Source organism: Sphingomonas faeni (assembly GCF_040407565.1).
Taxonomy (GTDB): domain Bacteria; phylum Pseudomonadota; class Alphaproteobacteria; order Sphingomonadales; family Sphingomonadaceae; genus Sphingomonas; species Sphingomonas faeni_F.
Genome location: NZ_JAPZPR010000011.1, coordinates 72357 through 93682, shown reverse-complemented (window position 1 = coordinate 93682; position 21326 = coordinate 72357). Strand labels below are relative to the sequence as shown.

Genomic DNA, 21326 nt, shown 5'->3' with positions numbered 1-21326 from the left:
TACCCATGTCGCTAGGACAGCAACTCGCACCGCATCTCCCATTTCTGCGACGCTATGGCCGGGCCCTGACCGGCAGCCAGATGCATGGCGACAAATATGTACGCGCCACACTCGAGGCGATCGTCGCCGCGCCGGATGAATTCCCCCGCGATGTCGATCCCCGTCTCGGCCTGTACCGGATGTTCCAGGCGATCTGGAACTCGGCCAATTTCGACGAGGTCGCCGACGAGGGCGGCAGCGATGCCGAGGGTCACGAAGCGGTGGCGCGCGCGCGTCTTGCCCGGATGACGCCGCTGTCGCGTCAGGCGCTGTTGCTGACCGCGATGGAAGGGTTCACGCCCGAGGATGCCGCGTATCTGATCGAGGTGGATCCGAGCGAGGTCGACGAGCTTGTCGCCGACGCTCTGTCTGAAATCGAAAATCAGACGCGCGCCAAGGTGCTCATCATCGAGGACGAACCGATCATCGCGATGGATATCGAGACGATCGTTCGCGATCTTGGCCACGATGTCACCGGCGTCGCCGTCACCCGCGACGAGGCGGTCGCGCTGGCGATGGAAATGCGTCCGGGCCTCGTGCTCGCGGATATCCAATTGGCTGACGACAGTTCGGGTATCGACGCGGTCAAGGATATCCTGGCCGAGTTCGAGGTTCCGGTGATCTTCATCACCGCATTCCCCGAACGCCTGCTGACCGGCGAGCGTCCCGAGCCGACGTTCCTGATCACCAAGCCGTTCCAGCGTTCGACCGTCAAGGCGGCGATCAGCCAGGCGCTGTTCTTCGATCAGGCAACGGTTCCGACCGCTTGATCCGAAGCGCTACCGGGTCCGTTGTCGTAAAAGGTTACGGACCCAAAACGGTTCTCGGAGGTTTACTGAACCATGGCTGATCCAAACGAACCGATCCATATCGACGCCGACGACGCAAGGGCGGGCGCCACGCCGCATATGACACGATACATACTGGCGATTTCGCTGGTTCTTGTGATCGCCATATTTGCTTTCCTCGTTATTCGCTGATCTGTTTTACAGTGTGACCGCTGGCATTGCTGGCGGCGCATGCGTATGTTCGTCGTTCGTAAACGGCCGCTTTCTATCGGGATTGATTGGATTACCATGACGCAGCCTGCCCCGCGGACGGACGCCGAGGACGATATCGACGAGGTCACCGAACCCGTCGAGCACGTCTCGCTGTCCGATGCCGAGTTCAAGGTGCAGCTTGCGCAGGTGATCCCGCATCTCCGTGCGTTCGGGCGCTCGCTGTCGGGTAGCCGTGATCTCGCCGACGATCTCGTTCAGGAGACGTTGCTGAAGGCGTGGGCCGCGCGGCTGCGGTTTCAGGCGGGAACGAATATGCGGGCGTGGACCTTCATCATCCTGCGCAACCTGTATCTGTCGCAGATGCGTCGTGCGCGCTTCAAGGGCGAGTGGGACGATCTGGTGGCTGACCGTATTCTGGCCGCACCGGCGAGTCAGGATCGTCATGTCGAGCTGGGCGACATGCAGCGTGCGCTGATGCATCTGCCGCAGCCACAGCGTGAGGCGTTGATCTTGGTCGGTGCCGGTGGTTTCGCTTATGAGGAAGCGGCCGAAATCTGCAATGTCGCGGTCGGCACGATCAAGAGCCGGGTTGCGCGTGGACGGGTCGCGCTGGAGACGATCCTGACCGACGGCTCATTACCGTCAAGGCGTGATCACGAAACCGACACCAGCAAGACGGCACTCGATTCGATCATGGGTGACGTCGAAGAGCTTAGCCGCGGACGTTAGATCATACATTCGTTGGCAGCCGACGCGGTTGCCCATCGTTGCCTTAGCTTAGTTTAACCGATTTCCAGCTTGGTCAAGTTGACGAAGCATTCGCGCCATGTCTTCGGGCAGCTGGTGTGGATCTTCAAAGGCGCCACGAAGCGTATGCCCGATGACATCGGTAACGCGCGGGCGGCCCACGACGTGATGGCCGTTCCCTTCGCGTTTGATCGTGAGAAATGCGTAGGTCATGGAAGTCACAACGAACCGACATCGATTTTGTTGCTTTGTCGTGGTGGGTTAGATGCCGCTTCTATAGTGTCGTCCGATGGCTGAGACGAATGCTGAACAAGCGGTAAACGAGGCGACAGTGCGGGCGCGTCTCTGGTCGCCCTTCCTCACGATGGTTCTCGATCGGGAGCCCGAGCTTGCGCGGTCGCTGTCCGAGGGGCGGCTCGATCTCACCGCGTCCAGTGCGATGCCGGACATGCCGGTCGCGCGGCGTTTGCGAATCGAACGACGTGCGTTGGCACTGAATGTTGCGATCGGCGATCTGTCGGGCGTGCTCGATCTAACGGCGGTGACCGGCGCGCTGACCGGGTTTGCCGACTACGCGCTCGACACGGCGATCCGTGCCGCGATCGAGGAGCGCACGCCCGGCGCCGAACCGCTCGGCTTCACCGGGATTGCACTCGGCAAGCAGGGCAGCGGCGAGCTCAATTATTCGTCGGACATCGATCCGATCCTGCTGTTCGATCCCGCCACGCTACCCCGCCGACCGCGCGAGGAGCCCGAAGAGGCGGCGGTGCGAATCGGCAAGCGAGTGGTCGAGCTGTTGCAGGCGCGCGACGGCGACGGGTACGTCCTGCGCGTCGACCTGCGGTTGCGGCCATCGCCCGAGATCACGCCGATCGTGCTGCCGGTCGATGCCGCGATCGGCTATTACGAGTCGCAGGCGCTGCCGTGGGAGCGCGCTGCGTTCATCAAGGCGCGCGCGGCGGCGGGCGACCTCGCGCTCGGCGCGCGGTTTCTCGATGCGATCCGGCCGTTCGTCTGGCGGCGTGCGCTCGATTTCGGCGCGATCCGCGAGATCCGCGGCATCTCCGCGCGGATCCGTGATCATCACGCGCAGGGGCAGGCGTTCGGTCCCGGTTACGACCTAAAGCGCGGGCGCGGCGGGATTCGCGAGGCGGAGTTTTTCGCGCAGATCCACCAGCTGATCCACGGCGGTCGCGACCCCGCGGTGCGGGCACCCGACACTCGGGACGCGCTCGCGCGACTCGCCGAGGCAGGATGGATCAACACCGACAACTCGCGCGCTCTGATCGACGGCTACACGCTGCTGCGGACGATCGAGCACCGCGTGCAGATGATCGACGATCGCCAGACGCATGCGCTGCCGACCGGCGAGGCGCTCGACCGCGTCGCCAGGCTGCACGGGCTCGACGATGGCGGTGCACTGCTGGCGTTGCTCGCCCCGCGCGTGGCCGCAACGGGCCGGATCTACGACGCGCTCGACGACACGGTGCGGCCCGCTTTCTCGCGCGACGCGGTGACGCTGGAGACCGATCTCGCCGCTGCCGGGTTCGACGTACCCGAGCCGGCTCGGCAACGGATCGAGGCGTGGCGCAGCGGCACGTACCCGGCACTGCGCAGCCCGGCGGCGCGCGAGGCATTGGAGGCGGTGCTGCCGACGCTGGTTTCTGCGTTTGCGACCGCGCCCGTCCCGCAAGCTGCGCTGCTGCGGCTCGACGCGCTGCTCGAACGGCTGCCGAGCGCGATCAACATCTTCCGCCTGCTGGAGGCACGTCCGGGGTTGGCGATTTTGCTCGCGGCGATTCTCAGTCATGCGCCGACGCTCGCCGACGACCTCGGGCGACGGCCCAACCTGCTCGACGGACTGATCGACGCGACCGCGTTCGAACCGGTCGGCGACATCGCGGCACTTGAAGCTCTGATGCGCGGGGGAGAGGCGGGGGGCGATTATCAGGCGCAACTTGACTACGTCCGCCGGATCGTCGGCGAGTTGCGGTTCGCGCTTGGCGCGCAGATCGTTGCCGGCGCGTCCGACCCTCTCGCGGTCGCCGCCGGTTATGCCCGGGTCGCGGAGGCGGCGATCGGCGTCCTCGCCGACGCGACGATCGAGGAATTCGCCAAGTCGCACGGCCGCATAGCCGGCAGTGAACTCATCATCCTGGCGCTCGGCCGAATGGGTGGTGCGATGCTCACGCACGCCTCCGATCTCGACCTGATCTATCTCTTTACCGGCGACTTCACCGCCGAATCGGACGGCGCAAAGCCGCTAGGCGCCACGCTCTACTACAACCGCCTGGCACAACGCGTGACCGCGGCGCTGTCGGTCGCGACCGCGGCGGGTCCACTCTACCAGATCGATACGCGGCTGCGACCGTCGGGCGGGCAGGGACCGCTGGTCGTGACGCTCGACAGTTTCGCACGCTACCAGCGCGAGGACGCATGGACGTGGGAGCATATGGCACTTACCCGCGCCCGGCCGGTGTTCGGCTCGGCGGATGCGCGCGGCGCCGTCGCCGGGATCGTTCGTGCCGTACTCGAGGGTGATCGCCCGAGCCGTGATATCGTCGCCGATGCGCGGACGATGCGCGCGGAGATGGCCGCGCACAAACCACCCAAGGGGCCGCTCGACGCCAAGCTTCTGCCTGGTGGCCTCGTCGATCTGGAGTTCGCGGTGCATGTTGTGCAGTTGATCAACCGCACCGGTCTCGACGCCAATCTCGGTACCGCGGTCGACCTGCTGACAGCGCGGAACCTCGCACCCTCGACGTTGCGCGCCGCGCATGACGTACTGACACGCCTGCTCGTCACGTTGCGCCTCGTCGCGCCGGATGCCGCGCCGCCGGGCCACGCGACGGAAGACCTGATTGCGCGCGCGATCGGCGTGGCGGATTGGTCGGCGGTGGTTGCCACGTTCGAGGCGACGCGGCAGGAAGTCGCGCAATTCTGGGCGCACGTGACGGGAGAGCAAGATGGATGATGGCGCGACGATCCCCGATGTGACGGTGACGATCGATGCCAAGGCGGTGCCGCTGGCCAGCCTCGGCGCGCCGCTCGTGGTGTATTTCTACCCGAAGGACGACACGACCGGCTGCACCACCGAAGCGAAGGACTTTTCCACGCTCGCCGATGCGTTCGCGGCCGCGGGAGTTGGTGTCGTCGGGATCTCGAAGGACACGCCCGCCTCGCACGCGAAATTCACTGCGAAACACGGTCTGACGGTGAGCCTCGCAAGCGATGTCGACGGCGTCGCGTGCGAGGCATTCGGCGTCTGGGTCGAGAAGGCGATGTACGGCAGGAAATACATGGGAATCGAGCGCGCGACCTTCCTGTTCGGCGCCGACGGGACGCTTGCCCGAGCGTGGCGCAAGGTCCGCGTGGCGGGCCATGCCGAGGCCGTATTGGCGGCTGCGAAGGCGCTCTGAAGACGCCGTTGTAACGGACGGAGATTCGCGGACATTTTGGAAGGTGCGGCGATCGTTCCGGCGCCGGCCCCCGGACTCGCTTCGGTTCGCCGCAGCAACCTGCCGCTCCGCCGCGCGATCGTACCCGCGCTATTGCCGGATACGGCCGGATCCGGCCTAACCGACCCTGTCTGGTGCGCGGAGGGGCTGCGAGTCAGGACAGAGTTTCGGAGCCGTCCGCTTGGGGGCGAACGGCCCTGTATTTTTGTGTCGGGGACCAATGGTCGATTTTACCGCAGCAGCCATCGTGACGCGCCTCAAGGCGGTGTTCGCGACGCGCGATTTTCTCTTTCATGACGGCAGTTCGGTTCGCCGCGTCAGCCTTGGTGCAGGCCGACAGGCCGCGATGGCGGCGATCGGCGCGGTCACTCTCGGCTTCTCTGGTTACGGCGCGGTTGCCGCAGCCGGTGCGGTCAAGCCTGCCGACACCGATGCGCAGATCGCTCAGATGCAGCACCAGATCGGCCAGATGCGCGCCCGTGTCGCGACCATCCGGGACACCGCCGAGGCGCACGCCCAGCGCGTCGATCACCGCCAGGCGCTGATCGCCGCCGCATTGACTGGTACCGGCGACGCCAAGGCTCTGGCGGTTGCGACCCCGGCGATCGACCCTGCCGCCGATCGTCTTGCGGCCGATGTCGTGAAGCCACTCGTCAAGGTCGAGGGGCATCAGGTTCAGCTCGCCGGCGTCGCGCAGAAGCTGCTCGATCAGCGTTATGCCGAGACCACTGCGACCGTCCGGCAGCTCGGCCTGCGCCCCGAGCGCGTCGCCAAGCGCTCGCGGAGCTCGGCCATGACCAGCGCGGCGATGGGTGGTCCGCTGATCGCCGCCAACAGCGAGGAGGCCAGCGCCGATCTGCGCGCCGATGCGCAGTTCCGCACGCTGTTCCAGACCTGGAAGAAGCTCGATACGTTGCAGCAGGGGGTGATCGCGATCCCGTCGGTGCAGCCGGTCCACTCGCTCTCGTTCACCAGCAATTTCGGGATCCGCTCCGATCCGTTCCGTGGCACCGCGGCGATGCACGCCGGCGTCGATATTCCCGGCCCGATCGGCACGCCGATCTACGCGACCGCCGACGGCATCATCGCGCACGCTGGTCGCCAGGGCGGCTACGGCAACATGGTCGAGATCAGCCACGGCAAGGGCATCGCGACCCGCTACGGCCATCTTTCGAAAATCCTCGTCGCCGACAACGCCCGCGTCACGCGCGGGCAGCTGATTGCGCTGATGGGATCGACCGGCCGCTCGACCGGTTCGCATCTTCACTATGAAGTTCGCATCGACGGCCACGCGGTAAACCCGGTACCGTTCCTGACGACCGCCGATTACCTCCTCGCCGCGCAGGACCGCGCCGTGAACGCAATCCCCGTCTCGACCAGCGGCCCCGCCGCACAGGACTGATCCGACTGATACTGTATGCTCCCATCCCTGAAAGGGGGGGGCTGCGGGTGGATAGGCCAGTTTGAGCCACTGTCGTGCCAACATGCGGAAGCCGACCCACCCCCGCCCCCTCCCTTCCAGGGATGGGAGAAGAAGCGGGAACGCCCCCGCGCGCCGGTTCGGACTAACTCCCACCAAACCCCAAGGTTGCCGCGGATAGCGCGACCGCCTATCTCCAGCGTATGGCAACGCTGGCACCCGAAATCATTCTCACCCCCTCCGCTGCGGCACGCGTCGCGGCGATCGCCGTCAAGCAGGGGAAGCCGGCGATCCTGCGTCTCTCAGTCGATGGTGGCGGGTGTTCCGGTTTCCAGTACAAGTTCGGGTTCGCCGATTCGGTCGAGTCCGACGACGTGATCGCCGAGCATGACGGCGTGAAGCTCGTCGTCGACAGCGTCAGCATCGACCTCGTCCGCGGCTGCGCGGTCGACTACGTCGAATCGCTCGCCGGCGCCGCGTTCAAGGTCGAGAACCCCAACGCCGCATCGGGATGCGGCTGCGGCTCCAGCTTCTCGGTCTGATCATCAGATGAAAATCGTCACGTATAACGTCAACGGCATCAAGGCGCGGTTGCCGCGGTTGATCGAATATCTGACCGAAGACCAGCCCGACATCGTCTGCCTCCAGGAGCTGAAGTCGAGCGACGACACCTTCCCGGTCGCCGATATCGAGGCCGCCGGCTACGGCGCGGTCTGGCATGGTCAGAAGGCATGGAACGGCGTCGCGATCCTCGCCAAGGGGCGCGTACCCGAAGTGCGGCAACGCGGCCTCGACGGCGAACCCGAGGACGAACACAGCCGTTACATCGAAGCGGACATTGACGGGCTAGTCGTCGCGGCGCTCTATTTGCCCAACGGCAACCCGCAGCCGGGTCCGAAGTTCGACTATAAACTCCGCTGGATGGACCGCCTCGCGGCCCGCGCGCGCGTTCTGCTTGCGGAGGAAAAACCGGCGATCCTGGCCGGCGACTACAACGTCATCGCCAACGACGACGATACCTTCTCGGTCCGCGCGATGCAGGACGACGCGCTGATGCAGCCCGAAAGCCGCGAGCATTACCGCGCGCTCGTCGCTCAGGGCTGGACCGACGCGCTCCGCACGCAATTCCCCAAGGGCGGCGTCTGGACGTTCTGGGATTATCAGGCGGGCGCCTGGCAGCGCGATGCGGGGTTCCGCATCGATCATCTCCTGCTCAGTCCGCAAGCCGCCGATCGGATGATCGACGCCGGTGTCGACAAGGCGTATCGCGGCCGTGAAAAGGCGAGCGATCATGCTCCGACCTGGGTGAGGCTGCGATGAAGAGTTTGGCGGTGGTCCTGGTTTCGCTGGCGGCGATGCATGCTGCGAGTGCCAGCGCCCAGGAGCGTGAATATTGCCCCGAGCGACCGGGGATCGATACGCCCGCCTGCACGATGGCGAAGGGCCGCATCTCGGTCGAGACATCGATCGCCGACTGGACACGCGACGATCAGCCCGGCTCGCGCGACGACAACATCCTCATCGGCGATACGCTGGTTCGCGTCGGCGTCACCGATACGATAGAGGCGCGTGTCGGCTGGACGCCGTTCGGGCATGACCGGATGCGCGGCTCGACCGGAGTCGATACGGTCGACGGCGTCGGCGACGTGTCGCTCGGGCTCAAGGCCAATCTCTACAACCCCGACGGCTCGGGGTTCTCCCTCGCGGTCCTCCCCTATGTCACGCTGCCGGTCGGGCGATCCTCGATCGGCGCGGGCGACTGGGGCGCCGGGTTCCTGATCCCCGTCACCTACGAACTGTCGGACACGGTTTCGCTCGACCTCAGTCCCGAGATCGACGCCGCAGTCGATCAGGACGGCAACGGCCGGCATCTCGCCTACAGCGCCGCTGCCGGCTTGGCCTTGAAGCTCGACAAGGATTTCACGCTGACGGGCGAGTTGCAGGCGTTGCGCGATGACGACCCCGAGGAGCATGCGACCCAGGCGGTCGCGGCGCTGTCGCTCGCATGGTCGGCGTCCGACGATCTTCAATTCGACGTGCTCGGCGCGGCGGGACTGAACGACGCGGCGCCCGACGCACGGCTCTACGCGGGCGTATCGCGGCGGTTCTAGATGCTGGTCGGCCTGCTCCTGCTGCAAGCGGTAGCCGGGCCGCCGCTTCCGCCCGAACTGCGCAAGCGCGTGCCGCGAATTTCGACGCCGTGTCCGTCCGAGCCCGGAGGGGGCGAGATCGTGATCTGCGCCAAACCGACGGATCAGCGTCTCGAAACGCTACCCCAGTCCGTCGCCCCGCCGCTTGATGATCTGCTCTCGTTTCGCCTCCCTGGCGGCGGCAAGGGCAATGTCCACGCGATCCGCACCGAACTGCCCGGTGGGAGCGGGCAGGGTGCTGCGGTGACGCTCAAGATCCCGTTCGGGAAGGGTAAGCGGGAATAGGCCGCCCACCCCCGTCATCCTGACGAAAGTCAGGATCGAGACCCAAACAGGGCAGCGTTCGGTACCCTGGGTCCTGACTTTCGTCAGGATGACGGAAGCGAGAGGCCGCGCCTACAGCGTCCGCTCGTACACCTGGTACACCTTGTTCACCCGGCTCTCGATCGTTTCGGCGATCGAGCGCATTCCCTGGTTGTCGTCGAGGATCCAGCCGATCTCGGCGCGCTTGGCGCCGTAATTCTCGACCGACGCGCGGCGGATATATTCGATCATCATAAAGGCCAGCTGGCTCGCCATCCGCGACGCCTGGAGTTCCTTCACCACGCCCATCAACGGCACCCGCACCGTCCGGACCTTCGGCTTGCGCAGCCACCACAACAGCTTTGCCCAGCCGAACGGGAACAGGCTGCCGTTCAGTGGCTTGATCGCCTCGTTCAGGTCGGGGAGCGTGATCATGAACGCGACCGGCTTGCCGTCCAGTTCGGCGATGCGGATCAGGTCGTTGAAGACGATCGGCTTCAGCTTCACGCCCACGTCCTTGATTTCCGGCGGCGTAAGCGGGACGAACCCCCAATTGTCGCGCCACGCGTCGTTGAGGATCGTCAGGATGATCGCCGCTTCCTCCTCGAACTTCGTCTTGTCGACGTTGCGGACGGTGATCCGTGCGTTCTTCTCGCCCGACTTGATGATGCGCTGGACGATCGGCGGGAATTGCTTGGTGACGTCGACCTCGTAGGTCATCAGCTGCTTGATCGGGCGGTACTGCGCCCATTCGATCCAGCCGCGATATTCCCGCTTGGCGTGGCCCATCATGATCGTCGGCGGATGATCATAGCCGTCGATCAGCAGGCCCGGCTCCTCCCAGATCGACATGCTGATCGGCCCGAGTGCGCGCGTCATGCCCTGCTCGCGCAGCCACGCCTCGGCACGCGCCAGCAGCGCCTGGAAGATGTCCTGCCGCTCCGCCTCTATCAGCCCCCACTGGCCGACACCGGGGCCGAACCCTTGCTCGGGCGGCATCGTCAGCGCCAGCGTATCGATATGTGCGGAGATTCGTCCGACGACTCGGTCGTCCTCCTCGGCGAGGAACAATTGCGCCTTCGCATGGCTGAACCAGCCGTTCTTCTCCGGCGTGATGAGCCCCAGCGCTTCGGACTTCAGCGGCGGCACCCAATGCGGATCGTCGGCGTAAAGACGGAAGGGCAGGTCGATGAAGACTTTGCGATCCTTCTTGGTCTCGACCGGTCGAATGATGAGATTAGCCATGTGTCGTTCCCGAATGCGCCGTCGAGCGTATCTAGCCAGCGCTGCGTGCAAAGGCGAGTGACACCTGCGTCATCGCCGGAGACGGTCAGAGTGATCGCGATTCCTGACGCGGCGCCAGGCGGGCAACCTGTAAATGCCACGCTGCAGCCATTATCTCATGGCAATGGATATGCCCATGGATACCTCGCTCAGCCTCGCTCGCGGCACGGCCGCTCCAATACCAGGTGCACCCGTCACGGGCGCGGGCATGGTCCGTATCGCCGACGACAAGGCGATGCTGCGCGCCGCAGCGGACCTGACGCGCGATCTCGTGAAGCCGCGGCCTGTCGTGTATTGGGGCGACCTGATCGCGTCGGTCGTGTTGGGCTATGGCGCGCTGGCAATCGCCGCGACGAGCGATTCCACCGGGGTCGTCGTGATCGCCGCGATCGCGTCCGTGCTCGGGCTGTATCGCGGACTGAGCTTCATCCACGAAGTCAGCCACATGAAGCATGCTGCGGTGCCGCACTTCCGGCTCGGCTGGAACATCCTGGTCGGCGTGCCGATGCTGACGCCGTCGTTCATGTACGAGGGCGTGCACAATCTCCATCACGCGAAGACGCGCTACGGCACGGTCGAGGATCCCGAATACCTGCCGCTTGCGCTGATGAAGCCGTGGACGCTGCCGCTGTTCATCGTCGTGTCCGCGCTGGCGCCGATCGCGTTGCTGATCCGGTTCGCGATCCTGTCGCCGGTTTCGCTGCTGTCGTCGAAGTTGCGGACGATGGTGGTCGAGCGTTATTCGGCGTTGGCGATCAACCCACAGTTCCGTCGTCGTGCGCCTGAGGGTGACGCGAAAACATACTGGAACCGCCTCGAACTCGCCGCGAGCCTTTGGGCCATCACGCTTATCGCGATCACCGTGACGGGCGTGTTGCCGCTGCGTGCGTTCCTGACCTTCCTCGGGATCGCGTCGGCGTTCGCGGTACTCAACCAGGTCCGTACGCTGGTCGCGCATCTTTGGGAGAATGACGGCGAAGTGATGACCGTTACCGCGCAGTATCTCGACACGGTCAACGTGCCGCCGCCGGCTTTGCTGCCCGCTTTGTGGGCGCCGGTCGGGCTACGCTATCATGCGCTGCATCATCTGCTGCCGGGGCTGCCCTATCATGCGCTGGGCGAGGCGCACCGCCGCATCTCGGCGGAGTTGGATGCGATGTCGCCGTATCACAAGGCGAGCTATCCGGGGTTGCCGGGTCTGGTCAGCAAGATCGCCCGCAGCACGATGGTTAGGCGCTAAAGCTACCTTGTCAGTCATTCCCGCGAAGGCGGGAACCCATACTGGCTAGCGTCGCGACGGGTTCATAAGCGCTAGAGTATATGGGTTCCCGCCTTTGCGGGAATGACGACTATGGGGTAGCGCTATTCCTCGGACCGGATCAGCACCGCTTCGCCGATCAGGAAGAACAAAAGGAACGGCGCCCAGGCGGCGAGGAACGGGGGGTAAGCCCCCAAATTACCCATCGCCAACGCGAAATTGTCCGCGACGAAGAACGCGAAACCCAGTCCCATACCGATGACGGCGCGGACGAACAGCTTGCCCGAGCGCGCGATCCCGAACGCGGCGACCGCGCCCAGCAGCGGCATCAGCACCGATGACAGCGGCCCGGACAGCTTGTGCCACAGCGAGCCCTCGAGCGCCTTGGTCGGCCGTCCCGCATCGGAGAGATCGCCGATCGCCGCCTTCAGCGCGCCGAACGACAAGCCATCCGCATCGACACTCGCCAACGTGAACTGGTCGGGTCGCACGTCCTTGGCGATCACCAGCGAGGGAAGCGCAGTGACCGTGCCGCGCGCGACTTCGAACCGCGTCGCCGGGCCTACCTGCCAGCCATTTGCGACACGCCGGCCGTGATCCGCGCGCAGGATCGCGACGAGATTGCCGCCGGTCCGATCGTACAATGTGATGCCGCCGAGCCGGGTTTCATTGCCGCGGCCGCGGATCTGCGCGACCTCGATCAAGTCGTCGCCGTCGCGGACCCAGACGTTGGCGCGATCGCCGCGGTCGATCGGCAGCTTGCCGTAATTCACTTTCTGCCACTGGTTGAGCGTCGCCGTGGAACGCGCCACGACCCGGTCGTTGAATACGAAACTGATCACCGCGACGCCGAGGCTGGCGACCAGCAACGGCGCGAGCACCTGGTGCGCGGACAGGCCGGACCCCTTCAGCGCGACGATCTCGCTGTTCTGGTTCATCGTGATCAGCGTCAGGATCGTACCCAGCAGGACCGAGAACGGGAGGAAGCGCGAAATGATCTGCGGCGCGCGCAGCGACACGTAATGCCAGACCTGCGCATCGCCATTGCCCGGAAAGGCGAGGATGTCGCCCGAATTGCTCAGCAGATCGAGCGCCTGAAGCACCAGGACGAGCGCCGCGAGCACGGCGAACGTGCGGACCAGGAACATCCGGCCCATGTAGATCGCGACGGTGCGCGACGGGAAAAAGCTCACGAGTTTCATGCGGCATCCGCCTTGCGACGTCCGGGCAGGCGCCTGGCGATCGCCTTGAACGACTTGGAAAAGACGCGCTCGAGCGCGCCGATCGGCTGCCCGCCTGGAACGTAGGCGATCGTGTAGTACATCCACAGGATCAGCCCGGCGAAGATCGTGAACGGCACCCACAGCGCGATGATCGGATCGATCCGGCCGAGCTCGCCGACATCGGCGGCGTACTGGTTCACCTTGTGATAGGTGACGATCATCACGATCGACAGGAACACGCCGAGCGCGGACGAGGATCGCTTGGGCGGCACGCCAAGCGCGAGCGCGAGCAGCGGCAACAGGAACATCGTCGCGACTTCGGCGAGGCGGAAGTGGAATTCGGAACGGCTGCCGTCGCGTTGCACGAGCGTCGCGCCGCGCTGACCCTGTTTGGCCAGTTCGGGCAACGTGTATTCGAGATTGCGCCCACCGCGGACGCGGAAGCTCTCGAACTTGGGCAGGTTGATCGGCAGGTCATGGCTGGTGAAGGTCAGCACGCGCGGCGTCTTGAACTCGGGCCGGTTGTGGACGAGCGTGCCGTTCGCAAGCCGGAAGATGATGACGTTGGGATCGTCGGTCGCCAGGAACTTGCCCTTCTCCGCGGTCACCCCCAGCCAGTCGCCATTCTGGCTCGACGCGTGGACGAAGATCCCGGACAGCTCGCGGCCCTTGTCCTTGCTCTGCTCGATCCGCAGCGTCATCCGCGAGCCCAGATTGGTGAACTCGCCGACCTTGATCGACGCGCCGAGCGCTCCGGTGCGCAGTTCGAACCGCAGCCCTTCGTAATAATAGCGGGCGATCGGCTGGACGTAGCCGACGATCGCCAGGTTCAGCAGCGCGAGTGCGATCGTGTACATGTACGGCACGCGCAACAGCCGGTTGTAACTCATGCCTACGCCGCGCAGCACGTCGAGCTCGGACGAGGTCGACAGGCGGCGGAAAGCGAGGAGGATGCCGAGCAGCAGCCCGATCGGGATGCCGAGGCCAAGATATTCGGGCAGCAGGTTGGCGAGCATCCGCCAGACGACGCTGATCGGCCCCCCTTGCGTCGCGACGAAGTTGAACAGCCCGAGCATGCGATCGAGTACGAACAGCATGACGGCGATCAGCAATGTCGACAGGAGCGGCACTGCGATCAGCCGGGCCATATAGCGGTCGATGGATTTCATGCGGGGCTGGGCTCGGTATGCTGGGTCGTGGAGGTATAGGGGCGCCGGGGCGAAGCGTCATCCTCAATCGCACCGCGTTTGAACGACGTCGTCCACCGTCTTGCGGCGCGTTTATTCCGCGGCGATACGGTCGCTTGCGATCGGCCGTGCCGCGGCCAGTGCGGTCGCCACGGCGCGTTCGAGCCCGTTGAGCGTGAATGGTTTGCGCAACACTTCGTGCCCACCGAACTGGCTGGCGTTCACCTCGCCCGCGAACCCGGTCACGAACAGCACGGCGACCTGCGGATAGAGTGGGCTCAGCGCAGCGATCATCTCGGGCCCGGTCTGGCGCGGCATCAGTACGTCGGAGATGATGAGCCCGATCGCCGGGTGCGCGGCGAGCATGGCAGGGGCAGCCAGCGGATCGTCGCACGCGATCGCATCATAGCCGATTTCCTCTAGCGCGCCGGTCGTCGCCGCCAGTACGCGCGGATCGTCCTCGACCACCAGCACCTGCAAGGCTTCGGGCGAGGCAGCGGGTGCCGGTACGACAGCGGCGATCGGCGCGGGCGCTATCGGACTGGCCGCCGCGTCCGCCGTACGCGGGAGATACAGCGTGATCGCGGTGCCGCTGCCGGGGGCGGACACCAGGCCGACCTGGCCACCGAGCTGCTGGACCAGTGCAAAGATCTGGCTGAGGCCGAGGCCGGTGCCCTTGCCGACCTCCTTGGTGGTGAAGAACGGCTCGAACACGCGCTCGGCGATATCCGCGGTCATGCCGCAGCCATCGTCCGCGACGCTGATCGCCACGTAATCGCCCGCCGCGCACTGGCCGACCTCGTTCGCCGCGAGCACCGCCGCCCCGGTGACGATCGTCAGCGTCCCGCGCCCGTTCATCGCGTCGCGCGCGTTGACCGCGAGGTTGAGGATCGCGTTCTCGAGCTGGACGCGGTCGCCGCGAATGCAGCAGCCCGTGTCCCGCTCGTGCGCGACGATCGTGATCGCGTCGCCCAGAGTCCTGTCGAGCAGGTCGGACATCCCGGCGACCAGCGCGGCGACGTCGATCGTCTCGGGTTTCAGCGAGTCCTCGCGGCTGAACGCGAGCAGGCGGCGAGTGAGCGCGGCGGCACGGTTGGCGCCTTCGGTCGCGCTCTCGATATGGCGGCGCGCAGTGGAGGGATCGCTCGCGACGCTGCGCTTCGCCAGTTCAAGACCGCCCAGTACGACCGCGAGCATGTTGTTGAAGTCGTGCGCGATCCCGCCGGTAAGCTGGCCGACCGCCTCCATCTTCTGGATCTGGCGCAGCTTGGCCTCCTGCACGCGCAGTTCGGCAGTGGCGGTCGCAACCGCCGCGGTCAGCGTTTCCGCACGCTCGCGTTCGAGGTCTGCATCGGCCTGCGCGACCGCTCGATCGCCGACCGCGCGGATCGTAAACCAGCCGAGCAGGATCGCCCCCAGCACGATCAGCACGCCGAACACCGCCAGCACGCCCGCGACCCAGCTCGAGCGCTCGACCGACCCCATCGCGATCGCTGTCCGTTGGTCGAGCAGCGCGCGCTCCCGTGCGATCAGCGTATCCAGCGTCGTGTTGATCTCGATGAGCGTCGGCGCTTTGCGCGCCTGGTAATACCGCGCGAGAGCCTGGCCGTTTTTGCCGTAGCTGGTGTTCAACGCGGTCAGCGACAGCTCACGGCCGCGCGCGTCATAGGCGGCACGGAGCCGATCGATCCGCGGTTGCTGTTCGACATTGTCGTTGGTGATCTGGTCGAGCCGGTCGATCTGCGTTCCGGCGAGCAGCCATTCGTCGAAATAAAGCTGCCCGAGCTGCCGGTCGCCGCTGATCACATAGCGACCCAGCGACGCCTCCGAGCGCGCGATCGTGCCCGACAGCGTGCGGGCGAGGATCATCACGTCGTAGCTGTGCGCCTGCAATTCGAGCGCTTGGTCGCGCTGGCGGTTGGCGTTGCCGAGCGTCACGATGAGGGCGACGAGCACCGCCGCGCCGAGCAGGCCCATCACGACCAGCATGGCGATGCGCCATCTCGCTCCGCCCCCGTGGGCCGCGGTCTCGACCTGGTCGTGCGTCACGGGCGACATCCTAGCGCGTCGTTGCCTTGGCGCAATGATTTCGGTTTTTGGGGAAGAGGGTAATGGCACCCTTGCGATCCTCCCCCGCAAGGGGGAGGTGGCACCGAAGGTGACGGAGGGGGAGGACACGGAACAACGGTTGACCCTTACCTTCCCCTCCGTCTGGCAAACGCCAGCCACCTCCCCCTGACGGGGGAGGATCGAGATTCAGCCGATCACACCCACGGCACGCCCGGCGGTCTCGAACATCCCGAGGATCGTCGTGATCTGCTCGTCGGTATGCTCCGCGCACAGCGAGCAGCGCAGCAGGAACGTCCCCGCGGGCGTCGCGGGCGGGCGTGCCATGTTGACGTACAGCCCGCCTTCCAGCAGCGACTGCCAGATCGCGATCGCCTGTTCCTGGTCGGTGAGGATCACCGCGATGATCGCCGAGTCGGAGGTCTCGGTGCCGAGCTTGAAACCCATCGCCTTCAGACCGCCGTGCAGCCGGCGCGCGTTCTTCCAAAGCTGCGCCCGCTTGTCGTGTGCTGTCATCAGCTTGCGGATCGAGGTCGCGGCGGTCGCGACCACCGACGGCGGCAGCGATGCGGTGAAGATGTACGGACGGCAGGCGAACCGCACCATCTCGAACTTCGGGTGGTTCGACACGACGAACCCGCCGACCGTGCCGACCGACTTCGAGAAGGTGCCGACGACGAAATCGACCTCGTCGGTCAGCCCCATCTCCTCGTACACGCCGCGCCCGTTGGGGCCGAAGAACCCCATCGAATGCGCCTCGTCGACCAGCACCATGCAGCCATGCTTCTTGGCGACCGCGACCATTTCCTTCAGCGGCGCGATGTCGCCGAGCATCGAATAGACGCCTTCGAGCACGACCAGCTTGCCCGCTTCCTTCGGCAAACGGCCGAGCCGCTTGTCGAGATCGGTCACGTCGTTGTGGCGGAAGCGGACGATCTCGGCATTGCCCTGCTTGCAGCCATCATAGATCGAGGCATGGCTGTCGGCGTCGAGGATGACGTACTCACCCTTGCCGGCGAGGGTCGAGATGATACCGAGATTGGCCATGTAGCCGGTCGAGAACACGATCGCGCCGGTCATGTCGTAGAATTCGCGGAGCGCCTGCTCGACGTCGATATGATCGTGGAACGTGCCGTTGAGCATCCGGCTGCCGTTGGTGCCCGAGCCGAACGCGTCGAGCGCGTCCTTGCCCGCCTGGATGACGTCGGGATCGAACGTCATGCCCATGTAATTGTACGTGCCGAGCAGGATCGTGTCCTTGCCGCGGATCACCGCCTGGGTCGGGCCCTTCACCTCGTCCATCACGATCGCGAACGGATTGCGCACGCCACTGGCGATCAGCGCCTCGCGTTCGGCGATCAGCGCGTCGAATTTCGACATGAGGTCGCGTTCGGGGGCGACCTCCGGAGCGTCGGCGGGGAGGGCGTGGGCGGTGGTGGCGGCTTCGGTCATTCTATCGATTCCACAGGTTGGAATGTATCCCGGTCCCCCAACCACCCCGTTCGCCCTGAGCGAAGTCGAAGGGTGGCCCCTGGGGCGCGGCTTCGACTTCGCTCAGCCCAAACGGGGGAGGGGCGAAGGGATTGCTCAGGCAGCCTTCAGTTTCGCGACCGCGTCGACCAGCTGGCCGACCGTCTCGATCTCGGCCTGCATGTTCATCGTGATGATGATGTCGAATTCGTCCTCGATCGCGGCGACGAAATCCATGACGGTCAGGCTGTCCCACTCGAGGTCGCCCTGGAACGTCGTCGTATCGGTGAGCGCGACGCCCTTCTTGTTGAACGGCTCGATCTGCGCGGTGACGGTGTCGTAGATCTGCTGGCGGTCACTCATGATAATCCCTTCGGTGTCGCGGCACTCCTGACAGGGAATTGCGGCGGCTTTTCGGCGCTATAGCAGCCCGGCGGCGCGATACCACGCCGCGGTTTGCGCGAGCGCCTGCGGAGTCGGAACGGACGGCGTCCACAGCGTGGGCGGCGGCGGCTTGTGAGAGACCCAGTCGGGATGGCAGAAATAGCTCACCCGGTCGCGCGTCAGCTTGGCCTTGCCGCGGCGGACGAGCCGGTCGGCGGCGGACGCAAGCTTCAGGAGCGCGCGGGGTGTCGAGAACACCTTGACCGGCTTGCCGACCGCCGTGCCGATCGCGCGCGCGAAATCGCGGTTGTCCCAGCCGTTCGGCACGCCGTCGTCGGGCTCCATGATCGACGGCGCATCGGCACTCTCGACGAGCGCGAGCAGCAGCGCGGTCAGGTCCTCGACGTACAGCAGCGAGACGCGCGTGCCGGCGGGGGGCATCGGGATGTAGCCGGACCGTGCCGCCTTAAAAACGTCGAGCAGTTCATGATCGCGCGGCCCGAAGATCGCGGGCGGGCGCACGATCGTCCAGTCCAGCCCCGACGTCTGCACACGCGTCTCCGCCTCGGCCTTCGACCAGCCATAATTCGACAGCGTCGGCTCGCGAGCGGCGAGCGAGGAGACGTGGACGAAACGGCGGATGCCGGCCGCCTGCGTCGCCTGAAGGATGCCTTCGGTTCCGGCGACGTTGCCCTTGCCGAAGCCCGCCCGGTCGGGTGCGTTGACGACACCGGCGACGTGAATGACCACGTCCGCGCCTTCGACCAGAGTCGCAAGGCTCTTCGGGCGATCAAGCGCACCTTCGATCCAGGCCACGCCGATGCGCTTGGCCTGCGGCTTCCGCGCGAGCGCACGGACGGTGTGCCCGGTCTCCAGCGCGTGGTCGATCAGGTGGCTGCCGACGAACCCGGTGCCGCCCGTGATGGCGAGAATCATGAGCCCATTCCCCAGACAGAAGCGTGTTCACCCGCGAAGGCGGGTGCCCAGACTGGGCACCCGCCTTCGCGGGTGAACAATGCTTGGCCGATCATACGAGCGCCAGATGATTGCGGTGCACCAGCGCCGATCTTGGAGCGTAGCCAAGGATGGCCGCATGATCGTCACTATGTCGACCAAGCAGGCGTGCTGTGTCCGCCGCGTCATACTCGGCGAGCCCTCGAGCGACAGTCCCGCTCGGCCCTTCGATCGTCACGAGATCGCCGCGCGTGAAACCGCCATCGATCCGGGTCGCGCCGGTGGCGAGCAGGCTCCGACCCTGTCCAAGCGCCGCCGCAGCGCCCGCATCGACATGGATCGCGCCCTTCGCGGTCAGCCCACCCGCCAGCCAAGCCTTCCGCGCCGATGCGGTCCGCTCGGCGGTGAAGATCGTGTGGCGGGCGTGGGTGGACAGCGGATGCTCGATCCGGCCTGACGCGATCGCGAGCGGAATGCCCGCACCGGTCGCGATCCGCGCCGCGGCGATCTTCGACGCCATGCCGCCCGAGCCCATCCCCGAGCCCGACCCGTCGTCCGCCATCCCCGCGACCGCATCGATTCGCGGGACGCTGGCTATGTGCGTAGCGGTCGAGTCGGTATGCGGGTTGGCGGTGTAGAGCCCGTCGACATCGGAGAGCAGGATCACCCCCTGCGCGCCCGCCGCCTGCGCGACGCGCGCGGCGAGACGGTCGTTGTCGCCGAAGCGGATTTCCTCGGTCGCGACGCTATCGTTCTCGTTGATGACCGGCACGACCTTTAGCGACAGCAGGCGGTTGAGCGTTGCGGCGGCGTTAAGATAGCGGCGGCGGTCTTCGAGATCGTCGAGCGTGACGAGCATCTGCGCGGCGTTAAGGTTCTGCGCGGCGAGCAGTTCGGCCCAGACCTGGCTGAGCGCGATCTGGCCGGTCGCGGCGGCCGCCTGTGCGTCTTCGAGGCTGGCGCGGCCACCCTTGGCGAGACCGAGCCTGCGCGCGCCCAAGGCGATTGCGCCGGATGAGACGATCGCGACCTGCTGGCTAGCGCTCGTGCGTGCGGCGATGTCGCTCACCAGACCGGTGAGCCACTCCCGCCGAACGCTTCCGTCTGGATCGACGAGCAGGGCCGAGCCAATCTTCACGATCAGCCGGGGGCACGAAGACGGCGGAAACATCAAGCGTTCCCCTCCCGCTTGCGGGAGGGGTTAGGGGAGGGGAGGGCGTGACCTGTCATCGAGAAAGCCCTCCCCCGACCCCTCCCGCACGCGGGAGGGGAGAGATCTGGAGCAGACCCTCTCCCGGCAGGGGAGAGGGTCAAGTAGGCCGCTACAGCGGCGACCATGCGACTGGCTCTTCGCCCTCTGCCAGTTCCTTCGGCGCGCCCGGCGCCGGCCCGATCGCGCCGATCAGCTTGTCGAGCACCGCTTCGATCCCTGCGCCGCTCACGCCCGAAATCGCCATGACCTCCGCGCCGCTGGCTTCGGTCAGTTCGGCCGACAGCGCCGCGACCAACTCGGCGTCGAGCATGTCGATCTTGTTCAGCGCGACGATGACGTTCTTGTCGGTCAGCCCCTCGCCGTAATTCTCCAGCTCGTCGCGCACGATCCGGTACGATTCGCCGACATCCGCGTCGTTCGCATCGACCAGATGCAGCAGCACCCGGCACCGCTCGATATGGCCAAGGAACCGGTCGCCGATCCCCGCACCTTCGGCCGCGCCCTGGATCAGCCCCGGAATATCCGCGACCACGAATTCGCGCTGCTTGTGGCGCACCACGCCCAGCTGCGGCCGCGTCGTCGTGAAGGCGTATTCGCCGACCTTGGCCTGTGCGTTTGTCACTTGGTTGATGAAGGTCGACTTGCCCGCATTCGGCAGCCCGACGAGCCCCGCATCGGCGAGCAGCTTCAGCCGCAGCCAGACCCACGCCTCGCCGAACGGCCAGCCCGTGCCATGCTGGCGCGGGGTGCGGTTGGTAGAGGTCTTGTAGCTCGCGTTACCGCGTCCGCCGTCGCCGCCGCGGAACAGCACTTCGCGCTGGCCGACCTCGGTGAAGTCGATCAGCACCTCTTCCTTGTCCTCCGACAGCACCTGCGTGCCGAGCGGAACGCGAATGACGAGGTCCTTGCCGCCAGCGCCGGTGCGGTTCGAGCCCGACCCGCCCGAGCCGCGGGGCGCGCGGAAATGCTGCGTGTAGCGGAAGTCGATCAGCGTGTTCAGGCCGGCGATGCATTCGAACACGATGTCGCCGCCCTTGCCGCCATTGCCGCCGTCGGGGCCGCCATATTCGATATATTTCTCGCGGCGGAAGCTGACGGCACCGGGGCCGCCCTCACCCGAACGTACGTAGATCTTGGCTTGGTCTAGAAAATGCATCGCCGCCCCATA

General features: G+C 66.0%; 21 protein-coding genes. 11 read left to right on the top strand and 10 right to left on the bottom strand.

Features of this window, described 5'->3' with window-relative positions; all coding sequences use genetic code 11:
* The first annotated feature begins 5 nt into the window (after window positions 1-5).
* From O6Y00_RS19425 to O6Y00_RS19415, 3 genes are all read left to right on the top strand, one after another.
* Window positions 6-809: a response regulator gene (locus O6Y00_RS19425; protein ID WP_353444195.1), complete on the top strand. Its 804-nt coding sequence runs from the start codon at window positions 6-8 to the stop codon at window positions 807-809.
* Window positions 810-881: 72 nt separating this feature from the next.
* Entirely contained in the window at window positions 882-1019 is a 138-nt protein-coding gene (locus O6Y00_RS19420; protein WP_353444194.1) for a hypothetical protein, read from the top strand.
* 96 nt (window positions 1020-1115) lie between these two features.
* Window positions 1116-1769 (top strand): sigma-70 family RNA polymerase sigma factor, encoded by a 654-nt coding sequence (locus tag O6Y00_RS19415; RefSeq protein ID WP_353444193.1) that lies wholly within the window; start codon window positions 1116-1118, stop codon window positions 1767-1769.
* 48 nt (window positions 1770-1817) lie between these two features.
* Here O6Y00_RS19415 and O6Y00_RS19410 read toward each other — a convergent pair whose 3' ends face one another.
* Window positions 1818-2000 carry a hypothetical protein gene (locus tag O6Y00_RS19410; RefSeq protein ID WP_353444192.1) on the bottom strand — a complete coding sequence of 61 codons (183 nt, stop codon included), beginning with the start codon at window positions 1998-2000 and terminating at the stop codon, window positions 1818-1820.
* Between the two features lie 76 nt (window positions 2001-2076).
* Here O6Y00_RS19410 and O6Y00_RS19405 point away from each other — a divergent pair, with 76 nt between their 5' ends.
* From O6Y00_RS19405 to O6Y00_RS19375, 7 genes are all read left to right on the top strand, one after another.
* Window positions 2077-4761, top strand: coding sequence for a bifunctional [glutamine synthetase] adenylyltransferase/[glutamine synthetase]-adenylyl-L-tyrosine phosphorylase (locus O6Y00_RS19405; RefSeq protein ID WP_353444191.1), 2685 nt, complete (start codon window positions 2077-2079; stop codon window positions 4759-4761).
* A complete protein-coding gene (locus tag O6Y00_RS19400; protein ID WP_353444190.1) occupies window positions 4754-5206 on the top strand; it encodes a peroxiredoxin in 453 nt (150 codons plus the stop codon). Before O6Y00_RS19405 ends, O6Y00_RS19400 begins: the two co-directional genes overlap by 8 nt.
* Window positions 5207-5465: 259 nt before the next feature.
* On the top strand, window positions 5466-6647 hold the full coding sequence (locus O6Y00_RS19395) for a M23 family metallopeptidase (RefSeq protein WP_353444189.1): 1182 nt from the start codon (window positions 5466-5468) through the stop codon (window positions 6645-6647).
* A 221-nt stretch (window positions 6648-6868) separates the two neighbouring features.
* On the top strand, window positions 6869-7207 hold the full coding sequence (gene erpA, locus O6Y00_RS19390) for an iron-sulfur cluster insertion protein ErpA (protein ID WP_353444188.1): 339 nt from the start codon (window positions 6869-6871) through the stop codon (window positions 7205-7207).
* A gap of 7 nt (window positions 7208-7214) precedes the next feature.
* Window positions 7215-7985: an exodeoxyribonuclease III gene (xth, locus tag O6Y00_RS19385; protein WP_353444187.1), complete on the top strand. Its 771-nt coding sequence runs from the start codon at window positions 7215-7217 to the stop codon at window positions 7983-7985.
* Window positions 7982-8776, top strand: a complete 795-nt coding sequence (locus O6Y00_RS19380) for a transporter (RefSeq protein WP_353444186.1) — start codon at window positions 7982-7984, stop codon at window positions 8774-8776. Before xth ends, O6Y00_RS19380 begins: the two co-directional genes overlap by 4 nt.
* On the top strand, window positions 8777-9100 hold the full coding sequence (locus O6Y00_RS19375) for a hypothetical protein (RefSeq protein ID WP_353444185.1): 324 nt from the start codon (window positions 8777-8779) through the stop codon (window positions 9098-9100).
* Between the two features lie 111 nt (window positions 9101-9211).
* Here O6Y00_RS19375 and O6Y00_RS19370 read toward each other — a convergent pair whose 3' ends face one another.
* Window positions 9212-10363 (bottom strand): N-acetyltransferase, encoded by a 1152-nt coding sequence (locus O6Y00_RS19370; protein WP_353444184.1) that lies wholly within the window; start codon window positions 10361-10363, stop codon window positions 9212-9214.
* Window positions 10364-10538: 175 nt separating this feature from the next.
* Here O6Y00_RS19370 and O6Y00_RS19365 point away from each other — a divergent pair, with 175 nt between their 5' ends.
* Entirely contained in the window at window positions 10539-11642 is a 1104-nt protein-coding gene (locus tag O6Y00_RS19365; protein ID WP_353444220.1) for a fatty acid desaturase family protein, read from the top strand.
* 122 nt (window positions 11643-11764) lie between these two features.
* Here the strand turns inward: O6Y00_RS19365 and lptG are convergent, their stop codons facing one another.
* The 8 genes from lptG to obgE all read right to left on the bottom strand — a co-directional run bounded on the left by lptG (window position 11765) and on the right by obgE (window position 21314).
* Window positions 11765-12862 carry an LPS export ABC transporter permease LptG gene (gene lptG / locus O6Y00_RS19360; RefSeq protein ID WP_353444183.1) on the bottom strand — a complete coding sequence of 366 codons (1098 nt, stop codon included), beginning with the start codon at window positions 12860-12862 and terminating at the stop codon, window positions 11765-11767.
* Window positions 12859-14052, bottom strand: coding sequence for an LPS export ABC transporter permease LptF (lptF, locus tag O6Y00_RS19355; RefSeq protein ID WP_353444182.1), 1194 nt, complete (start codon window positions 14050-14052; stop codon window positions 12859-12861). Before lptF ends, lptG begins: the two co-directional genes overlap by 4 nt.
* Before the next feature lie 111 nt (window positions 14053-14163).
* On the bottom strand, window positions 14164-16128 hold the full coding sequence (locus O6Y00_RS19350) for an ATP-binding protein (protein WP_435368653.1): 1965 nt from the start codon (window positions 16126-16128) through the stop codon (window positions 14164-14166).
* 198 nt (window positions 16129-16326) lie between these two features.
* Window positions 16327-17589 carry a serine palmitoyltransferase gene (spt, locus tag O6Y00_RS19345; RefSeq protein WP_353444181.1) on the bottom strand — a complete coding sequence of 421 codons (1263 nt, stop codon included), beginning with the start codon at window positions 17587-17589 and terminating at the stop codon, window positions 16327-16329.
* Window positions 17590-17724: 135 nt separating this feature from the next.
* Window positions 17725-17970, bottom strand: a complete 246-nt coding sequence (locus tag O6Y00_RS19340) for an acyl carrier protein (protein WP_353444180.1) — start codon at window positions 17968-17970, stop codon at window positions 17725-17727.
* A gap of 57 nt (window positions 17971-18027) precedes the next feature.
* Complete coding sequence (locus O6Y00_RS19335; protein WP_353444179.1) at window positions 18028-18927, bottom strand: NAD-dependent epimerase/dehydratase family protein; 900 nt, start codon at window positions 18925-18927, stop codon at window positions 18028-18030.
* 91 nt (window positions 18928-19018) lie between these two features.
* A complete protein-coding gene (proB, locus tag O6Y00_RS19330) occupies window positions 19019-20116 on the bottom strand; it encodes a glutamate 5-kinase (protein ID WP_353444178.1) in 1098 nt (365 codons plus the stop codon).
* A gap of 151 nt (window positions 20117-20267) precedes the next feature.
* Window positions 20268-21314 carry a GTPase ObgE gene (gene obgE / locus O6Y00_RS19325; RefSeq protein ID WP_353444177.1) on the bottom strand — a complete coding sequence of 349 codons (1047 nt, stop codon included), beginning with the start codon at window positions 21312-21314 and terminating at the stop codon, window positions 20268-20270.
* Window positions 21315-21326 lie beyond the last annotated feature (12 nt).

Bases quoted from the DNA above. Each gene is read 5' to 3' on its own strand.
- O6Y00_RS19425 (WP_353444195.1), top strand. From the start codon at position 6: ATGTCGCTAGGACAGCAACTCGCACCGCATCTCCCATTTCTGCGACGC.
- O6Y00_RS19420 (WP_353444194.1), top strand. From the start codon at position 882: ATGGCTGATCCAAACGAACCGATCCATATCGACGCCGACGACGCAAGG.
- O6Y00_RS19415 (WP_353444193.1), top strand. From the start codon at position 1,116: ATGACGCAGCCTGCCCCGCGGACGGACGCCGAGGACGATATCGACGAG.
- O6Y00_RS19410 (WP_353444192.1), bottom strand. From the start codon at position 2,000: ATGACCTACGCATTTCTCACGATCAAACGCGAAGGGAACGGCCATCAC.
- O6Y00_RS19405 (WP_353444191.1), top strand. From the start codon at position 2,077: ATGGCTGAGACGAATGCTGAACAAGCGGTAAACGAGGCGACAGTGCGG.
- O6Y00_RS19400 (WP_353444190.1), top strand. From the start codon at position 4,754: ATGGATGATGGCGCGACGATCCCCGATGTGACGGTGACGATCGATGCC.
- O6Y00_RS19395 (WP_353444189.1), top strand. From the start codon at position 5,466: ATGGTCGATTTTACCGCAGCAGCCATCGTGACGCGCCTCAAGGCGGTG.
- erpA (WP_353444188.1), top strand. From the start codon at position 6,869: ATGGCAACGCTGGCACCCGAAATCATTCTCACCCCCTCCGCTGCGGCA.
- xth (WP_353444187.1), top strand. From the start codon at position 7,215: ATGAAAATCGTCACGTATAACGTCAACGGCATCAAGGCGCGGTTGCCG.
- O6Y00_RS19380 (WP_353444186.1), top strand. From the start codon at position 7,982: ATGAAGAGTTTGGCGGTGGTCCTGGTTTCGCTGGCGGCGATGCATGCT.
- O6Y00_RS19375 (WP_353444185.1), top strand. From the start codon at position 8,777: ATGCTGGTCGGCCTGCTCCTGCTGCAAGCGGTAGCCGGGCCGCCGCTT.
- O6Y00_RS19370 (WP_353444184.1), bottom strand. From the start codon at position 10,363: ATGGCTAATCTCATCATTCGACCGGTCGAGACCAAGAAGGATCGCAAA.
- O6Y00_RS19365 (WP_353444220.1), top strand. From the start codon at position 10,539: ATGGATACCTCGCTCAGCCTCGCTCGCGGCACGGCCGCTCCAATACCA.
- lptG (WP_353444183.1), bottom strand. From the start codon at position 12,862: ATGAAACTCGTGAGCTTTTTCCCGTCGCGCACCGTCGCGATCTACATG.
- lptF (WP_353444182.1), bottom strand. From the start codon at position 14,052: ATGAAATCCATCGACCGCTATATGGCCCGGCTGATCGCAGTGCCGCTC.
- O6Y00_RS19350 (WP_435368653.1), bottom strand. From the start codon at position 16,128: ATGTCGCCCGTGACGCACGACCAGGTCGAGACCGCGGCCCACGGGGGC.
- spt (WP_353444181.1), bottom strand. From the start codon at position 17,589: ATGACCGAAGCCGCCACCACCGCCCACGCCCTCCCCGCCGACGCTCCG.
- O6Y00_RS19340 (WP_353444180.1), bottom strand. From the start codon at position 17,970: ATGAGTGACCGCCAGCAGATCTACGACACCGTCACCGCGCAGATCGAG.
- O6Y00_RS19335 (WP_353444179.1), bottom strand. From the start codon at position 18,927: ATGATTCTCGCCATCACGGGCGGCACCGGGTTCGTCGGCAGCCACCTG.
- proB (WP_353444178.1), bottom strand. From the start codon at position 20,116: ATGTTTCCGCCGTCTTCGTGCCCCCGGCTGATCGTGAAGATTGGCTCG.
- obgE (WP_353444177.1), bottom strand. From the start codon at position 21,314: ATGCATTTTCTAGACCAAGCCAAGATCTACGTACGTTCGGGTGAGGGC.